Below are 15,278 nucleotides of genomic sequence, written 5' to 3' on the forward strand. Positions count from 1 at the left end.
CGATTTTCAGCGAGTACACATCAGCGAGTAAAACATGGAACGCATCTACGCCAGCTATTGGCTGGAAACCGGCGATGATCCCGCCCGCGCCGCCGAGGTCATCGCCGGCGAACAATCGAGCGGCACCTTCGTCGCCTTGCCGACCGAGACGCCCGAACTGAAAGAACGCTCCGGTGCACGTGTCGAGCGCCTCACCATCCTCGGTCACAGCAAACAACCCAGCTTGCCGGGCGGCATGCCTTCGCAGCGCTACACCCAATGCGAACTGGAGATTTCCTGGCCGCTGGAAAACCTCGGCCCCTCACTGCCCAACCTGATGGCGACCATCGCGGGCAACCTGTTCGAGTTGCGCCAGGTGTCCGGCCTGCGCCTGACCGGCCTGCGTTTGCCGCCGGCGTTCGCCCAGGCTTATCAGGGACCGGCCTTCGGTATCGCCGGCACGCGTCGCCTGACCGGCGTGATGCACGGTCCGCTGATCGGCACCATCATCAAACCGAGCATCGGCCTGTCGGTTGACGAGACCGTACAGCAAGTACGTGAACTGGTCGCCGGCGGCGTCGACTTCATCAAGGATGACGAATTGCAGGCCGATGGCGCACGCTGCCCCTTCGATGAACGCGTGCGCGGCGTGATGCGGGTCATCAACGCGCACGCCGAGCGGACCGGGAAAAAAGTCATGATGGCCTTCAACCTGACCGGCGATCTCGACCAGATGCGGCGGCGCCATGATCTGGTGCTGGCCGAAGGCGGCACCTGCGTGATGGCCAGCCTCAATTCGATCGGCCTGATCGGTTTGCAGGAGCTGCGCCGCCATGCTCAACTGCCGATCCACGCGCATCGCGCCGGCTGGGGTTACCTGACGCGCTGTCCGCAGCTGGGCTGGGACTACGCGCCGTGGCAGATGCTGTGGCGTCTGGCCGGCGCCGATCACATGCACGTCAACGGCCTGCGCAACAAATTCAGCGAGCCCGACGACAGCGTCATCGCCGCAGCGCGTTCCGTGCTCAGCCCGGTGATGCCGGAAGCGCCGTTGCCGGCGATGCCGGTATTCAGCTCGGGGCAGACCGGTTTGCAGGCGGCCGACACCTATCGCGCCATCGGTTGCGCGGATCTGATCCATACCGCCGGCGGCGGCATCTTCGGCCATCCGCAAGGCGTCTCGGCGGGCGTCGAAGCCTTGCGCGAATCCTGGGTGGCGGCGATGGAGGACGTGCCGCTGGAACGTCATGCCGAACGCCATCCTGCCTTGCAGGCCGCACTCGGTTTCTGGAAATAAGTACGCTGCTCATGAACACAGACGGAAACGAAAACGCTTTGCCGGCAGGATTGCTGCTGGCGTATTACGGCGACGATTTCACCGGGTCGACCGATGCGATGGAAGTGATGGCGGCCGCAGGTTTGCCTACGGTGCTGTTCCTGCAGACACCCGACCTCGCCATGCTGCAACGCTTTCCGGACGTGCGCTGCATCGGCATCGCCGGTTCCTCGCGCGGCCGCTCGCCGGCATGGATGGATGAGCATCTGCCGCAGGCGTTCTCGCAACTGGCGGCGCTGCGTCCGCCGCTGATGCAATACAAGGTGTGCTCGACGTTCGACTCGTCCGCGACCACCGGCTCCATCGGTCGCGCCATCGATCTGGGCGTAGCGCACATGCCGGGCATATGGTCGCCGATGATAGTCGGCGCGCCGCGGTTAAAACGTTATCAACTGTTCGGCAACCTGTTTGCCGCCGTCGACGGCGTCGGCTATCGCCTCGATCGTCATCCGACCATGGCGCGCCATCCTGTCACGCCGATGGCCGAGTCGGATTTACGCCGTCATCTGGCGCTGCAGACGCAACGCCGCATCCAGCTGATCGACATGGTCCAGTTGCGCGATGGCGCGGCAACGGACGCGCAGTGCCTGGCGCGTCTCAAGGGCGCGGATACGCCGGTCGTCATGCTGGACGTGCTCGACGAAGAGACGCTGCGCGAAGCCGGTCGGCTGGTGTGGGAGCAGCGCGGCGCGGGCGTGTTCAGCGCATCGTCGTCCGGGCTGCAGTATGCGCTGGCGTCGTACTGGCGTTCGCGCGGCTGGATTGCAGAAAAAACTTCCTTGCCGAAAGCCGGGCCGGTCCCTGTCATCGCCGCCGTCAGCGGAAGTTGCTCGCCGGTGACGGCCGGGCAGATCGCCTGGGCGCGTACGCATGGATTTGCAGTGGAACGACTGGACTTGGCGGCGGTGCTCGGCGCCGTCAGTCGCGAAGCGGAACTGGCGCGCGTGGTCGCGCTGGCGGCGGCAGCGGTCCGTGCGGGATACAGCCCGCTGGTGTACAGCGCCGAAGGTCCGGATGATCCTTGCGTCATCGGTTTCGACGCAATAGCGCAGCAGGCCGGGCTCGGCCGGGCCGAGGCGGCGCGCCGCGTCGGCGCCGCGCTGGCCGAGATCATGCGACGCCTGCTCGACAGCTGCACGGTGTCGAGGGTGGCGATTGCCGGCGGGGACAGTTCAGGCGAGGTGGCCGGCGCCCTCGACATCAGCGCGCTCAGCGTGTGCGCCGCCATGTCGCCGGGCGCACCCTTGTGTCGCGCCTGGTCGGATAATCCGCGTCGCGACGGGCTGGAAGTGGTTCTCAAGGGTGGGCAGGTCGGCGCACGCAGCTTTTTCAGCGATGTGCTTGAAGGTGCGTCGCCGGCTTCCGCGTGATCCTGGCCTGATTCGTGAGCGAGGGCAGTAAAATTGATGTGCTAAAGTCCCATATCAATTTTCATTCACGCCTTATTCAAGCTGACGCAATGACGCAAGCCATGCCGGAAACCATACAGCGACGCAAGTTATATCAGGAAGTCCTGGAACGCCTGATGGAGCGCATCCATAGCGGCGAACTGCCGCCCGGGTCGCAGCTGCCGTCGGAACGCGAACTGATGGAGCAGTACGGCGTCGGCCGCCCTGCGGTGCGCGAAGCGCTGCAGGCGATGGAGCGCTCCGGCTTTGTCGAGATCGCCCACGGCGAGCGCGCGCGTGTGGTTGATCCGACCGCCGACCGGCTGATCGCCCAGATCGCCATCGGCGCCCAGCATTTGCTGCGCACCAAGCCCGCCATGCTGGGACATCTCAAGGAAGCCCGCGTCCTGCTCGAAACCAGCACCGCCCGCATGGCCGCCGAGCGCGCCACGGAAGAACAGATCGCACGCCTGCGCCTGAGCATTGCGCAGCACCGCGCGTCCATGGTCAACCTGGAAGAGTTCATCGAACGCGACATGGCCTTTCATCGCGAGATCGCCGACATCAGCGGCAATCCTCTTTTTCCGTCCATCGTCGAATCGATGTTCAAGTGGGCCGGAGAGTTTTATTTCACGCTGGTGCGGGCGCCGGGTGCGGAAGAACTCACGCTGGCCGAACACCAGCGTATCGTCGACGCCATCGCCGCCCATGACGGCGATGCCGCGGCAGAGGCAATGCGCAGTCACCTGATGCGCGCCAACGCGCTGTATCGGGAACTCGGGCAGCAGTAAGAGCAAGCAATAATCTGCCAGGAAAATCTCTTCAAGCGCGGATCAGCGCCACCAACGCTTGCGCCAGTTCATTATCCTTGTCGGCCAGTTTACTGATCACATCCAGATGGTGGCCGTCGGCCAGCCTGACTTGCCGTACCGGGAATCCGGCCGCCTGCAAGCCCAGTCCATATGCCGCCAACTGACGATGGAATTCGGCGGATTCGGCGCCGCCGGCGGTTAGCACCACCGGTATCGGCAGCCGCGGCAAATGATGCAACGGACTGAATTGCCGTACCTGGAGCTGATCCAGTTGCAGCGCCTCATTCAGATAACACAGTCGGATCGGCTCTAGGTCATAGAGCCCGCTGACGCCGCACAATCCCTTCACGACATTGTCCGGTAATCCGGCATCGCGCCATTCGGTCGCCGCCACCATGGCCGCCAGATGGCCGCCTGCCGAGTGTCCGGCGACATAGATGTCGTCGGCATTGAAGCCCAGTTGCGTCGCCTGTCGATACAGCCACGAGACCGCCAGGCGCACGTCGCCGACGATCTCGGACATGTCGACCTCGGGAGCCAGCCGGTAATTGACCATGGCCACGGCGATGCCGGCCTCGTGGCAAGGCCCGGCCAGGTGGCTGAAGTCGTCTTTGTCCAGCGAGCGCCAGTAGCCGCCGTGGATGAACACCAGCAAGGGCGCATCGGCCTGCGCCGCCGGGAAATAGTCCAGCGCCTGCAGGCGATGCGTGCCGTAATGCAGGTTGGTGCGCACTTCATGCTGCTGCCGATACGCGCGCGCGGTTTCATTCCAGCTGTCGAAGATATCCTGAAAGCGCGGAATGCCGGCGCGTACATTGTATTGGCGGTCGAGCTGATCGCGGTCGTAGTGCAGGTAATGCTTCATCGCGCCTCCTGGATCCTGTTGTCCTATTGTTCTGCAAAGTGCTCGGAGATGAATCCGCGCAGCCATTGATTGCCTTCGTCCTGGTTGAAGCGGCGGTGCCAGAAGATATTGGTCTGCAGCGACGGCAGCCGCAAGGGCGGACGAATGTATTGTAGGTTGAACGGTTGCGCCGCGCTCTCGGCGAGTTTCTGCGGCACCGTCACGATCAGGTCGGTAGTGCTGACGATGTAGGGCACGGCAGTGAAATGCGGCACGCGGAAATTGACGTTGGTGCGGATGCCGGCCTTTTCCAGGTTCTGGTTGATGCGGTCGTACGGACTCTCCAGCGAGGACACCACCAGATGCTGCGCCGCCAGGAAATCCTTCATCGTCACCGTCTTGCCGCTCAGCGGATGACCCTGGCGGAACATGCTTACATAGTTCTGGCGAAATAGCCGGCGCTGGTACAGCGCGCCCGAGACGTTGTCGAAGGCGCCGATGGCGAGATCGACGCGACCCGATTCCATCTCGCTCTTGAGGTCGATGGCGCCGGCGCGCACCGTGCTGATCTGGATGCCGGGTGCGAGCCGGGCGCAGGTCTCGATCAGCAGCGGCATGAAATACACCTCGCCGACGTCGGTCATGGCAATCGTGAAATGGCGCGCGCTGCCGGCCGCCGAAAACGCTTCCTGCCGGTTCAACGCCTTCGACACATGCATCAGCGCCGCCGCCACCGGATCGGCCAGTTGCTGCGCGAACGGCGTCGGCTGCATGCCTTGTGCGGTGCGTACGAACAACTCGTCGCCGAAGGTGCGGCGCAGGCGCGCCAGCGCATTGCTGACGGCCGGCTGCGACAGGTTCAGGCGCCGCGCCACCGAGGAAATCTGGCGATCCTGGAAGACTTCCTGAAACACCACCAGCAGGTTGAGGTCGATATCTTTGGGTTCGATCATGCGGTCGTGATGTCCTTCTTACTATTATTCACAATATCAATGGACTACATTTACCCATTTATATCGTAAAAGCCGGATCATTGCAGCATTCATAAAAAAACGCGGCGTCACCCGGCACATTGTCATGCGGGCAAGTCGCGACCATCCACAATCATTCAGGAGGAGCAAGGATGCAATCCGCCGTCATCAATGTCGACCAGGTCGTCGAGCAGAGCCGGTTCGGCCCCTTTCAATTCGGACTGCTGCTGCTGTGCGGCCTGTGCCTGATCATCGACGGGTTCGACATCCAGGCCATGGGTTACGTCGCGCCCGCCATCATCGGCGACTGGCACGTCAACAAGGCCAGCCTGGGCCCGGTATTCGGCGCCGGCCTGTTCGGCATGCTGCTCGGTTCGCTGGTGCTTACGCCCGTGGGCGACAAGTACGGCCGCCGGCCGGTGCTGATCATTTCCACCTTCTTCTTCGCCGTCTGCATGCTGCTGACCACGCGCGTGCAGACCATCGATGAATTGCTGATCCTGCGCTTCATCACCGGCTTCGGCCTCGGCAGCATCATGCCCAATGCGATGGCGCTGGTCGGCGAGTTCAGCCCGAACAGCTCGCGCGTGACGCGCATGATGCTGGTGTCGTGCGGCTTTACGGTCGGTGCGGCGGTCGGCGGCTTCGTCAGCGCGGCACTGATCCCGGCGTTCGGCTGGCGTTCGGTGTTCCTGGTCGGCGGCCTGATTCCGGCGGCGCTGGGCGTGGCGATGCTGCTGTGGTTGCCGGAATCGATCCAGTTCCTGGTGCTGCGCAAGCGTCCGATGAAACAAGTGGCGCGCTGGCTCAACAAGGTGCAACCCGGTTTGCAGGTCACTGAAAGCAGCACCGTGGTCGTCAAGGAAGCCCGCAACGACGGCATGCCGGTAGCGGAGCTGTTCCGCGACGGTCGCGCCGGCGTCACGCTGCTGCTGTGGCTGATCAGCTTCATGAACCTGATCAACCTGTATTTCCTGTCCAACTGGTTGCCGACGCTGATCAAGGATGCCGGCTATTCGACCGGCGCCGCGGTGCTGATCGGCACGTCGCTGCAAGTCGGCGGCATCGTCGGCACGCTGACGCTGGGCTGGTTCATCAATCGTTTCGGTTTCACCCGCGTGCTGGGCAGCTGCTTCGTGGTGGCGTGCGTCTTCATCGCGCTGATCGGCCATGTCGCCGCCACGCCGGTTCTGCTGTTCATCTGCGTGGTGGTGGCCGGCTTCTGCGTGGTGGGCGGGCAGCCTGCAGTGAATGCGCTGGCCGGTACTTTTTATCCGACCCAGTTGCGCTCGACCGGCATCGGCTGGGCGCTCGGCATCGGCCGCATCGGCTCGGTGCTGGGGCCGGTCATCGGCGGCCAGCTGATCGCCATGCAATGGGCCAACGGTTCGCTGTTCATGGCCGCCGCTGTGCCGGCGATCATCTCGGCGCTGATGGTGGCGCGCCTGCATTGGTATCGCCCGCAATAGTTCAGGAATCAGTTTTTTGAGAAGGACGCATCATGAATACGCGTGCAGAATCTTTCATCGCCAGGGCTGCGATCAACACGGTGGGTTACCAGTCTGGCTTTGGTAATGAATTCGCGACCGAGGCGCTGCCCGGCGCATTGCCTGCGAACCAGAACTCTCCTCAGCAAGTCGCCTACGGCCTGTATGCCGAGCAGTTGTCCGGCACCGCCTTCACCGCGCCGCGCGGCCACAACCGTCGTTCGTGGCTGTACCGGATTCGTCCGGCGGCGATGCATGCGCCGTTCGAGCGCATGAGCAACGGCCTGATCGATCGCTTCGACGACGTCGAGACGCCGCCCAACCAGTACCGCTGGGATCCGCATGCCGTGCCGGACGCGCCCACCGATTTTGTGGCGGGCCTGATCACCATGGCCGGCAACGGTTCGCCCGATGCGCAGACCGGCTGCGCGATTCATTTGTACGCGGCCAACCAGTCGATGACCGACAGCTATTTTTATTCCGCCGACGGCGAATTGCTGATCGTGCCGCAAGCCGGTCGCCTGCAACTGCTGACCGAACTGGGCGCCATCGACATCGAGCCGCAGGAAATCGCGGTGATTCCGCGCGGCGTGCGTTTCCAGGTCAAGCTGCCCGACGGTTCCGCGCAAGGTTACGTGTGCGAAAATTTCGGCGCGCTGCTGCGCTTGCCCGATCTCGGTCCGCTCGGCTCCAACGGCCTGGCAAATCCGCGCGACTTTTTGACGCCGCATGCCTGGTACGAAGACCGCGAAGGCGACTTCAGGCTGATCGCCAAATTCGGCGGCAACCTGTGGCAGGCCAAAATCGGCCATTCGCCGCTGGACGTGGTGGCGTGGCACGGTAACTACGCGCCGTACAAATACGACCTGCGCCGTTTCAACACCATCGGCTCCATCAGCTACGACCATCCGGATCCGTCGATCTTCCTCGTGTTGCAGGCGCAGAGCGACACGCCGGGCGTGGATACGCTGGACTTCGTGATCTTCCCGCCGCGCTGGCTGGCGGCGGAAAACACCTTCCGTCCGCCGTGGTTCCATCGCAACGTGGCGAGCGAATTCATGGGCCTGATCCACGGCGTGTACGATGCCAAGGCCGAAGGCTTTCGTCCCGGCGGCGCCAGCCTGCACAATTGCATGACCGGCCACGGCCCCGACGGCGCCACGTTCGAGAAGGCCATTCGCAGCGACACCAGCAAGCCGGACAAGGTCGGTGACACCATGGCCTTCATGTTCGAGACGCGCAACATCATCAAGCCGACGCGCCACGCGCTGAGTTCGCCGACGCTGCAAAAGAACTATTACCAGTGCTGGATGGATATCAACAAGCACTTCAATCCACAACATCGTCCGGAGCAACAATGAGCATCACCCTGAATGAAACCCACGACGCCGGCCTGCGCAGCTGGGTCGTCTCGGCCAATGCCGCCGGCAATGATTTTCCGATCCAGAATTTGCCGTACGGCGTGTTCCGCCGGAAGGGCCAGGGAAGCGAGGAAGTGTTTCGCGCCGGCGTGGCCATCGGCGACAGCATCCTCGACCTGCGTGCGGCGTTCGAAAGCGGCGCCTTCGCCGGCTTCGGCGAGACCGTGCACAAGGCCATCGTTGCTGCCACCACCGGGAGCAACCTGAATCCGCTGATGGAGCTCGATGCCGCAGCATGGTCGGCCCTGCGCCTGACCCTGTCGACGCTGCTGCGCGAAGCTTCGGTGCATCAGTCGCAACTGGAAGCGGCGCTGGTGCCGCAGACGCAAGCCGAACATGCCTTGCCGGCGCAGATCGGCGACTACACCGATTTCTATACCTCGATCCATCACGCCACCGCGATCGGCAAGCTGTTCCGTCCCGACAATCCGCTGCTGCCGAATTACAAATGGGTGCCGATCGGCTATCACGGCCGCTCGTCCTCGATTGCGGTGTCGGGCCAGCAGTTCCGCCGTCCGCTCGGCCAGCTCAAGCCGCCGACGTCCGACGCGCCGGTGTTCGGCGCCTGCAAGCGTCTCGACTATGAAATGGAAGTCGGCGTCTTCATGGGCCATGGCAACGCCATCGGCGACGCCATCGGCATCGGCGCCGCCGAGTCGCACGTGTTCGGCCTGTGCTTGTTGAACGACTGGTCGGCGCGCGACGTGCAGGCGTGGGAATACCAGCCGCTCGGTCCTTTCCTGGCGAAGAATTTCGCCTCGACGATTTCGCCGTGGATCGTCACGCTGGAAGCGCTGGCGCCGTATCGCGCCGCGTGGACGCGCGACGCCGCCGATCCGCAGCCGCTGGCTTACCTCGATGCGCCGGACTTGCGCGAGCACGGCGCCTTCGACATCCAGCTGGAAGTGCTGTTGCAAACCAAGGCCATGCGCGACGCCGGCACTGCGCCGCAACGTCTGTCGCTGGGCAATTTCCGCGATGCCTACTGGACCGTGTCGCAACTGGTGGCGCACCACACCGTCGGCGGCTGCAACCTGCGCGCGGGCGACCTGCTCGGTTCGGGCACGCTGTCGGGACCGACGCCGGAATCGGCAGGCTCGCTGCTGGAGCTGACTGCCGGCGGCAAGCAGTCGATCAGCCTGAACAACGGCGAAACGCGCATCTTCATCGAAGACGGCGACACCGTAGTCATGCGCGGCTGGGCCGGCCGCGAAGGCCTGCCGCGCATCGGCTTCGGCGAGGTCGCGGGCACCGTGCTGCCGGCGCGCGCGAGTTAACATCAGGAGACGGCGACCATGACGATACATCTCTACAGCTATTTTCGCAGCTCGGCATCGTACCGCGTGCGGATCGCCCTGCATCTCAAAGGCCAGTCCTACGACACCGTGCCGGTGCATCTTCTCAACAACGGCGGCGAGCAATATGCGCCGGCATTCAGCGCCTTGAATCCGCAGTCGCTGGTGCCGGTGATGGAGGAAGAAGGGCGTCACATCACGCAGTCGCTGGCGATCCTGGAATATCTGGAAGAACGCTTCCCGACGCCGGCGCTGCTGCCGCCGGGTTTGCTGGACCGCGCCCACGTGCGCGAGATTTCGCTGGCGATCGCCTGCGACATCCATCCGCTCAACAATCTGCGCGTGCTGCGCATGCTCAAGCAGGAGCTGGGCGTGAGTGACGAGGTCAAGCAACAGTGGATCCAGCATTGGATCGCGCTCGGCTTCGACGCGCTGGAGAAGCAGTTGGCGGCCAGTCCGCGGCGCGGCCGTTTCTGTTTCGGCGAGTCGCCGACCATGGCCGATTGCTGTCTGGTCCCGCAGATCTTCAATGCCCGGCGATTCAATGTCGACATGACGCTTTATCCGACGCTGGTTGCGATTGAGGAAAATTGCAACGCGCTGAAGGCATTTCAGATGGCGCAACCTTCGGCGCAGCCGGATGCGGCGTAATTTCTTGTAGCCTCGTTCGAGGTGTTTTTCGGCGGCGCAGAAATAAAAAAGTGAAAAAAGCGCCGTCGGCAATTTCCTCCCTGAATCTGTCCTGAACATCCGTCCGGCGCAATCCCGTTGCCGGTTCTCGGTGATGCCTGTTGGAAATTTACCAAAGTTTTGTCGCCTGGACGTGCCGCGCATCCCGGAAATGGCGGGGGCGCCAGAGATTGCCGGTATAATTTTCTGCGCTATCGATAATAAAAAAAGACGCACAAGTTCCGATGGTAAAAAAGCAATATTGCAGGCGCTGGCAGCGTCTGCCCATAAAACGATTCAGTCTGACTCAGGGAATCACGTTGTCGTGGTGACGGGGAGCGGGAAATGACATCGACTGACATGTTGCACGGCCGCGTCTGATCAGACGGCGACGGCCGGATGCGTGCAGGTCGGCCGATGTTCATCACTCCATTCTCACGCATGCGCGACGCTGTTTCCGGGGGGCGGTTTTTCTTCGCTGGGGTTCAAGTATGCAAGTGGTCAGCCGACCTTATCGCTGGGCGATTTACGGTTTGCTGGTGGTCGTGATCGCCGCCGGTATCGGGCTGTTTTTCGCCATGGCGCGCACGGCCAGGGATATTCGTGCGTCGACGATGCCGCTGCTGCAGGAAAAAATCCCCACGCTGCGCCACCTGTCCGATTTTGAAAGTGCACTGCTGCGTTACCAGCTGGCGCTTAACAAGTATTACGTCGCTTCCATCGGCCGCGACCGTTTCGATACGCTGGAAACCCAGATCAGCGAAGAAATGGCCGACAACTTCGATTACGTACGGCGCGATTTGCAGCAGGCTGCGGAGATGGGCAACCTGCGCGTCAACTATGACGCCGTGCTGGCGATGGGCCCGGCACTCGAAAAAATCATGCTGGCGCCGCCGGTCAGCCGGGAAAAAGTGCGCCTGCTGCTAGGCGAACTCAACGTCAAGACCAACAACATCCGCGACCTGCTCGACAAGGCCAAGCACGACGTTGAGGCCGGCGTCTACGAAGTGGGCGACATGGCCAACAGCGGCGTCGACGAAATTTCGCGGCTGGTGCATATTTATAGCGTCGGTATGCTGCTGACCGCCTTGTTCATGATGTATCACGTGTGGGCGCGCTTCCGTTCGGAGAACGTGCTGGCCTTCCAGGCGGCGCACGATCCGTTGACCGGCCTGGCGCACCGCGGCTCGTTTGAGCGTCGCCTCAAGACGATGGCGGACCAGCCGCATACGGTGGTGCTGGGCATGATCGACCGTTTTGAGCGCGTCGTCGGCGGTCTCGGTCATGCCTTCGGTGATCGGCTGATGCAGGAAATGGCGACCCGCATCAAGCGCGCGGCCGAACGCCACGGCGGCGAAGTGTTCCGCCTCAACGGCGCCAATGTGGCGATCCTGTACAAGTCCCATGGCGACAATGTCGGCTTCCAGGAAGCCCTGTCGAGCTTGCAGGAATACATGCGCCAGCCATTTGAGTTCGGCCAGCACGAGATTTTTTCCAGCATGAGCATGGGCGGCGCCGAGTATCCGCGCGACGGCGCCGAGCCGGCGCATCTGCTGCAGAACGCCGACGCGGCGCTGCAGGCTGCACGCGACGCCGGCGGCGATTGCTTCGTGCAGTACTCGAATGCGCTCAACACGCGCGCGCAGGAACGCCTGGCGCTGGAGGCGCAACTGCGTCACGCGATCGAACGCAATGAGCTGGAGTTGCATTTCCAGCCGCAGCAAGGACTGACGGACGATCGCCTGGTCGGCTTCGAGGCGCTGGTGCGCTGGCGCCGCAACGGCGAGTTGATCTCGCCGGCCGACTTCATCCCGCTGGCTGAAGAGTCCGGACTGATCGTGCCGATCGGCGACTGGGTGCTGGCCGAAGCATGCCGCCAGGCCAAGATATGGAGCCTGGAAACGCCACGCAAATTCGTCATCGCGGTGAACATTTCGCCGCGCCAGTTCCATCATCCATCCTTCCTGCGCCGTGTCACCACGACGCTCGCCGAAAGCATGATCGATCCGTCCTTCATCGAGCTGGAGATCACCGAAGGCATCGTCATGCGCGATGTCGAACGCACCATCGAATTGCTGGAAGATCTGCGCAAGCGCGGCCTGACGCTGGCGATCGACGATTTCGGCACGGGCTATTCATCGCTGGCTTACCTCAAGCGATTCTCCATCGACAAGCTCAAGATCGACCAGTCCTTCATCCGCCACCTGCGTCCCAACAGCGAAGACGCGGCGATTGTGCAGGCGGTCATCAACCTGGGCCACCATCTAGGCTTGTCGGTGATTGCCGAAGGCGTGGAAACCGTGACCCAGCGCGAATTGCTGCGCGCCTGGGGCTGCGATGAAATCCAGGGTTACTTCTACGGCCGGCCCTTGTCGGCCGACAAGGCCACGCAGTTCATCTTCGATAACTGATAACGGCTGACAAAACGCCGCCAGCGGGGTTTTGTCAGCCGTTGTCCGCTTGCGGACGACGCGGCGCCAGCAGATTGCCGGTCATGACCAGCACCGGCTGGTTGTCCTGGTTGAAGGTGGTGACGCGGTGCTTGAGAAAGCCCTGGTGCGGCTTCGATTGCGAGAACTTCAGTTCCAGCACTTCCACCTCGATGTGCAAGCGGTCACCCGGACGTGTCGGGCGCGGCCAGCGAAATTCCTCAAAGCCGGCGCCGATGATGCCACCGTGGATCGGCAGGGTTTTCACAAGCAAGCGCATGGTCAGCGCTGCGGTATGCCAGCCGCTCGCGGCCAGTCCGCTGAAAAAGCTCTGCGCGGCGGCGGCCTCGTCCAGATGGAAGGGCTGCGGATCATAGCGCGTAGCGAACGCCTTGATGGCGTCGGCGCTCAACTCCTCATCGTCGGCGTGGCTGAATTTCTGGCCGGGGATGAAGTCTTCCAGATAGAGCAAATTGACGGACATGGCGGTCTCTCTTGACTTGTTTTATAATGTAGATTGCAAAATGATAGTTAGTTGTTCATCCGAATGATAGTCAGCTATATGGGACTTGTCCATGGAACGTAAAAGCTTTGGCAACATGCAATGCCCGGTAGCCCGTACGCTGGAGCGCGTGGGCGAGTGGTGGAGCATCCTGATCCTGCGCGACGCGCTGCACGGCCTGACCCGCTTCGACCAGTTCCAGAAGAGCCTGGACATCGCACCGAACATGCTCACGCGCCGGCTCAACTCGCTGGTCGAGTCCGGCCTGCTGGAGCGCCGCCAATACAGCGAACGACCGCCGCGCCACGAATACATCCTGACCGACCTGGGACGCGATTTCCGTTCCATTCTGGTCGCGCTCAACACCTGGGGCAACAAGCATTTTGCGCCGGAAGGCCCGAGCGTACTGCTGGTCGATGCGACTACGGGCGAGGAAGCCGAGCCGGTAATGATCGACGGCAAGAGCGGTAAGCGCCTGAATTCACCCGATTTCGTGTTCGCGCCGGGGCCACAGGCCAATGAAGGCATGAAGGCGCGCATCAACTTTGCCCGCGAGCGCGCTGCCGAAGCCGCCGCCAACGATGCGGCAGCGAGTCCGTCTGCGATGCTTGCTGAGAGCAAGTCAGCCAAGCCGGCCAAGGCGCCGCGCAAGAAGGCGGCTTCGCGCAGCGCCTGATTCCCCTTTATTTTTCCTGTTTCGTTTGTCTCCATGGCGTCGTTGCTGCGACGCCATTTTTTTGCCCGGTTTCTGTCAACCGACGGAAGTAAATTAGCGCAATAGCCCATTTCTGCGGTCTTTCGTACAAGATGCACTGACAGGTTTCTTCCATTTGGACTACATATACCGAAGCTTTTTTCTGATCCACAAAACCCGACGACTGTTAAATAATTCCGATACGCATACAAGTCAGCATCAACCGCAAGAAAAAAGCGAACATGCCTGGCCAGGAGGCTATCCGGCGGAAATCAGGCGTCGGACATGGCCTTCCTGCGGTACCTCGCTTAAGCCAAATACGTCTTTCAACAAGGAGCACGACATGCCTGTCCAGAATCCGGAAATCATGTCTGGCCTTCTTGATTTCGCGATTATGGTCGTTGGCATTATTTTTATTTTCTGTGGGTGGCTCGTCCTGAAATTTCTCAAGGCGTGGGAAGACTGGGATATCTGGGAACGGGAAAACATGCTTGGCCGCCTGACGGAAAGGCGGAACAACGGTGATCTCTGAAAAGCTGCCGGGAACGGTCTGATCAATTCCGCTGCGCGTTCTTGTTTTCAATCTTCCGGCCGGCCTCGGCCTTGGCATTGAAGACTGTTCTCAGCCCAACTACAAGGAAACTCCCATGCGGTCTTGCCGGAATTTACTCTTCATCCGACTTTTGTTGGCTGCCAGTTTGCTGGCATCAGGAATGGCAGCTTCTGTCGCACACGCAGAAAAGAAATCGCTGCTGATCCTTGAGCCAAAAACAGGGGCGACAGTAACCAGTCCTTTCAAAGTGCGCTTTGGTGTCACCGGTATGAAAGTGCGCCCCGCGGGAGAGGTGACTGAAGGCACCGGCCATTACGTCCTGCTAATCGATCATGGGCCGGTAGGGGAAGGAAAGGTGATTCCCGTGGATGACAGCCATTTACATTACGATAAAGGAGAGACGGAAGTTGAAGTCTCCCTTCCACCTGGAAAATACAAGCTGCTCGCGCAATTCGCCGACGGTGCACAACGCTCCTATGGACATATGTTGAGTCACGGTATCAATGTGATCGTCAAATAGTACGTGCAAATAGGCGTGCAATAGCGCCAAGCTCGACAAGAGCGACTGACAAAGCTGACAGTTCTTCCCTACGACCGGAAACGGCTTCCACCGCTAATCAACAACGAGATTTCTCCTTAGAATTTCTACGTCACGTCAATTTCTGGCGAGGCGCTACTTTTCTTTTTTTATGGAGAATTACGTTATGTCCACTCAAAATACCCGCGGCGGAAGCCACGAGCAACATGTCAAAGCCGGCGAACAAAGCCACAAAAACACAGGTTCCAGCTCCGGCTCGTCGAATCAAGGCCAATCTGCAGGTTCGCGCGGTGGCAGCCACGAACAGCACGTCAAGGCCGGTCAGCAAAGCCACAAGAACACCAAGTGATTTTCCTCCTG

At 61.6% G+C, this 15,278-nt stretch carries 15 protein-coding genes; 12 read left to right on the forward strand and 3 right to left on the reverse strand.

The annotated features are described in order from the left end of the window. The first annotated feature begins 34 nt into the window (after window positions 1–34). The 3 genes from DXT88_RS07155 (at window position 35) to DXT88_RS07165 (ending at window position 3,494) form a co-directional block, all read left to right on the forward strand. Entirely contained in the window at window positions 35–1,276 is a 1,242-nt protein-coding gene (locus DXT88_RS07155; protein ID WP_265212279.1) for a ribulose-bisphosphate carboxylase large subunit family protein, read from the forward strand. Between the two features lie 11 nt (window positions 1,277–1,287). After that, entirely contained in the window at window positions 1,288–2,685 is a 1,398-nt protein-coding gene (oiaK, locus tag DXT88_RS07160; RefSeq protein WP_265212281.1) for a 3-oxo-isoapionate kinase OiaK, read from the forward strand. 101 nt (window positions 2,686–2,786) lie between these two features. Next, window positions 2,787–3,494, forward strand: coding sequence for a transcriptional regulator NanR (locus DXT88_RS07165; RefSeq protein ID WP_029363207.1), 708 nt, complete (start codon window positions 2,787–2,789; stop codon window positions 3,492–3,494). Between the two features lie 31 nt (window positions 3,495–3,525). Here the strand turns inward: DXT88_RS07165 and DXT88_RS07170 are convergent, their stop codons facing one another. Both DXT88_RS07170 and DXT88_RS07175 read right to left on the reverse strand, forming a co-directional pair. Further along, the gene (locus DXT88_RS07170; RefSeq protein ID WP_265212285.1) at window positions 3,526–4,380 is read right to left on the reverse strand and encodes an alpha/beta hydrolase; all 855 of its coding nucleotides are present in this window, start codon (window positions 4,378–4,380) and stop codon (window positions 3,526–3,528) included. 23 nt (window positions 4,381–4,403) lie between these two features. Further along, window positions 4,404–5,312, reverse strand: a complete 909-nt coding sequence (locus DXT88_RS07175) for a LysR family transcriptional regulator (protein ID WP_016833225.1) — start codon at window positions 5,310–5,312, stop codon at window positions 4,404–4,406. 170 nt (window positions 5,313–5,482) lie between these two features. Between DXT88_RS07175 and DXT88_RS07180 the strand changes: the two genes are divergently transcribed. The 5 genes from DXT88_RS07180 (at window position 5,483) to DXT88_RS07200 (ending at window position 12,613) form a co-directional block, all read left to right on the forward strand. Then, a complete protein-coding gene (locus DXT88_RS07180) occupies window positions 5,483–6,799 on the forward strand; it encodes an MFS transporter (protein ID WP_265212289.1) in 1,317 nt (438 codons plus the stop codon). A gap of 32 nt (window positions 6,800–6,831) precedes the next feature. Then, window positions 6,832–8,178, forward strand: coding sequence for a homogentisate 1,2-dioxygenase (hmgA, locus tag DXT88_RS07185; protein WP_265212290.1), 1,347 nt, complete (start codon window positions 6,832–6,834; stop codon window positions 8,176–8,178). Next, window positions 8,175–9,515, forward strand: a complete 1,341-nt coding sequence (gene fahA / locus DXT88_RS07190) for a fumarylacetoacetase (protein ID WP_265212291.1) — start codon at window positions 8,175–8,177, stop codon at window positions 9,513–9,515. Before hmgA ends, fahA begins: the two co-directional genes overlap by 4 nt. Before the next feature lie 18 nt (window positions 9,516–9,533). Beyond that, entirely contained in the window at window positions 9,534–10,184 is a 651-nt protein-coding gene (gene maiA / locus DXT88_RS07195; protein ID WP_265212293.1) for a maleylacetoacetate isomerase, read from the forward strand. A 509-nt stretch (window positions 10,185–10,693) separates the two neighbouring features. After that, the gene (locus DXT88_RS07200; RefSeq protein ID WP_265212294.1) at window positions 10,694–12,613 is read left to right on the forward strand and encodes a putative bifunctional diguanylate cyclase/phosphodiesterase; all 1,920 of its coding nucleotides are present in this window, start codon (window positions 10,694–10,696) and stop codon (window positions 12,611–12,613) included. 34 nt (window positions 12,614–12,647) lie between these two features. On the opposite strand, the gene DXT88_RS07205 is transcribed toward DXT88_RS07200, so the two are convergent. After that, the gene (locus tag DXT88_RS07205) at window positions 12,648–13,115 is read right to left on the reverse strand and encodes a MaoC family dehydratase (RefSeq protein ID WP_265212295.1); all 468 of its coding nucleotides are present in this window, start codon (window positions 13,113–13,115) and stop codon (window positions 12,648–12,650) included. Window positions 13,116–13,206: 91 nt separating this feature from the next. Here DXT88_RS07205 and DXT88_RS07210 point away from each other — a divergent pair, with 91 nt between their 5' ends. The 4 genes from DXT88_RS07210 (at window position 13,207) to DXT88_RS07225 (ending at window position 15,267) form a co-directional block, all read left to right on the forward strand. Next, a complete protein-coding gene (locus tag DXT88_RS07210) occupies window positions 13,207–13,809 on the forward strand; it encodes a winged helix-turn-helix transcriptional regulator (protein WP_265212296.1) in 603 nt (200 codons plus the stop codon). A gap of 361 nt (window positions 13,810–14,170) precedes the next feature. After that, entirely contained in the window at window positions 14,171–14,359 is a 189-nt protein-coding gene (locus tag DXT88_RS07215; RefSeq protein ID WP_265212297.1) for a hypothetical protein, read from the forward strand. Window positions 14,360–14,540: 181 nt separating this feature from the next. After that, window positions 14,541–14,900, forward strand: coding sequence for a DUF4399 domain-containing protein (locus DXT88_RS07220; protein ID WP_265212299.1), 360 nt, complete (start codon window positions 14,541–14,543; stop codon window positions 14,898–14,900). A gap of 184 nt (window positions 14,901–15,084) precedes the next feature. Then, entirely contained in the window at window positions 15,085–15,267 is a 183-nt protein-coding gene (locus DXT88_RS07225) for a hypothetical protein (protein ID WP_016833236.1), read from the forward strand. Window positions 15,268–15,278: the final 11 nt, after the last annotated feature.

The sequence above is a fragment of the Herbaspirillum lusitanum genome (assembly GCF_026127345.1).
GTDB lineage: Bacteria > Pseudomonadota > Gammaproteobacteria > Burkholderiales > Burkholderiaceae_D > Herbaspirillum > Herbaspirillum lusitanum.

What these genes read in the sequence shown, in the direction of transcription:
- DXT88_RS07155 (WP_265212279.1), top strand. Translation starts at nt 35, where the DNA reads ATGGAACGCATCTACGCCAGCTATTGGCTGGAAACCGGCGATGATCCC.
- oiaK (WP_265212281.1), top strand. Translation starts at nt 1,288, where the DNA reads ATGAACACAGACGGAAACGAAAACGCTTTGCCGGCAGGATTGCTGCTG.
- DXT88_RS07165 (WP_029363207.1), top strand. Translation starts at nt 2,787, where the DNA reads ATGCCGGAAACCATACAGCGACGCAAGTTATATCAGGAAGTCCTGGAA.
- DXT88_RS07170 (WP_265212285.1), bottom strand. Translation starts at nt 4,380, where the DNA reads ATGAAGCATTACCTGCACTACGACCGCGATCAGCTCGACCGCCAATAC.
- DXT88_RS07175 (WP_016833225.1), bottom strand. Translation starts at nt 5,312, where the DNA reads ATGATCGAACCCAAAGATATCGACCTCAACCTGCTGGTGGTGTTTCAG.
- DXT88_RS07180 (WP_265212289.1), top strand. Translation starts at nt 5,483, where the DNA reads ATGCAATCCGCCGTCATCAATGTCGACCAGGTCGTCGAGCAGAGCCGG.
- hmgA (WP_265212290.1), top strand. Translation starts at nt 6,832, where the DNA reads ATGAATACGCGTGCAGAATCTTTCATCGCCAGGGCTGCGATCAACACG.
- fahA (WP_265212291.1), top strand. Translation starts at nt 8,175, where the DNA reads ATGAGCATCACCCTGAATGAAACCCACGACGCCGGCCTGCGCAGCTGG.
- maiA (WP_265212293.1), top strand. Translation starts at nt 9,534, where the DNA reads ATGACGATACATCTCTACAGCTATTTTCGCAGCTCGGCATCGTACCGC.
- DXT88_RS07200 (WP_265212294.1), top strand. Translation starts at nt 10,694, where the DNA reads ATGCAAGTGGTCAGCCGACCTTATCGCTGGGCGATTTACGGTTTGCTG.
- DXT88_RS07205 (WP_265212295.1), bottom strand. Translation starts at nt 13,115, where the DNA reads ATGTCCGTCAATTTGCTCTATCTGGAAGACTTCATCCCCGGCCAGAAA.
- DXT88_RS07210 (WP_265212296.1), top strand. Translation starts at nt 13,207, where the DNA reads ATGGAACGTAAAAGCTTTGGCAACATGCAATGCCCGGTAGCCCGTACG.
- DXT88_RS07215 (WP_265212297.1), top strand. Translation starts at nt 14,171, where the DNA reads ATGCCTGTCCAGAATCCGGAAATCATGTCTGGCCTTCTTGATTTCGCG.
- DXT88_RS07220 (WP_265212299.1), top strand. Translation starts at nt 14,541, where the DNA reads ATGGCAGCTTCTGTCGCACACGCAGAAAAGAAATCGCTGCTGATCCTT.
- DXT88_RS07225 (WP_016833236.1), top strand. Translation starts at nt 15,085, where the DNA reads ATGTCCACTCAAAATACCCGCGGCGGAAGCCACGAGCAACATGTCAAA.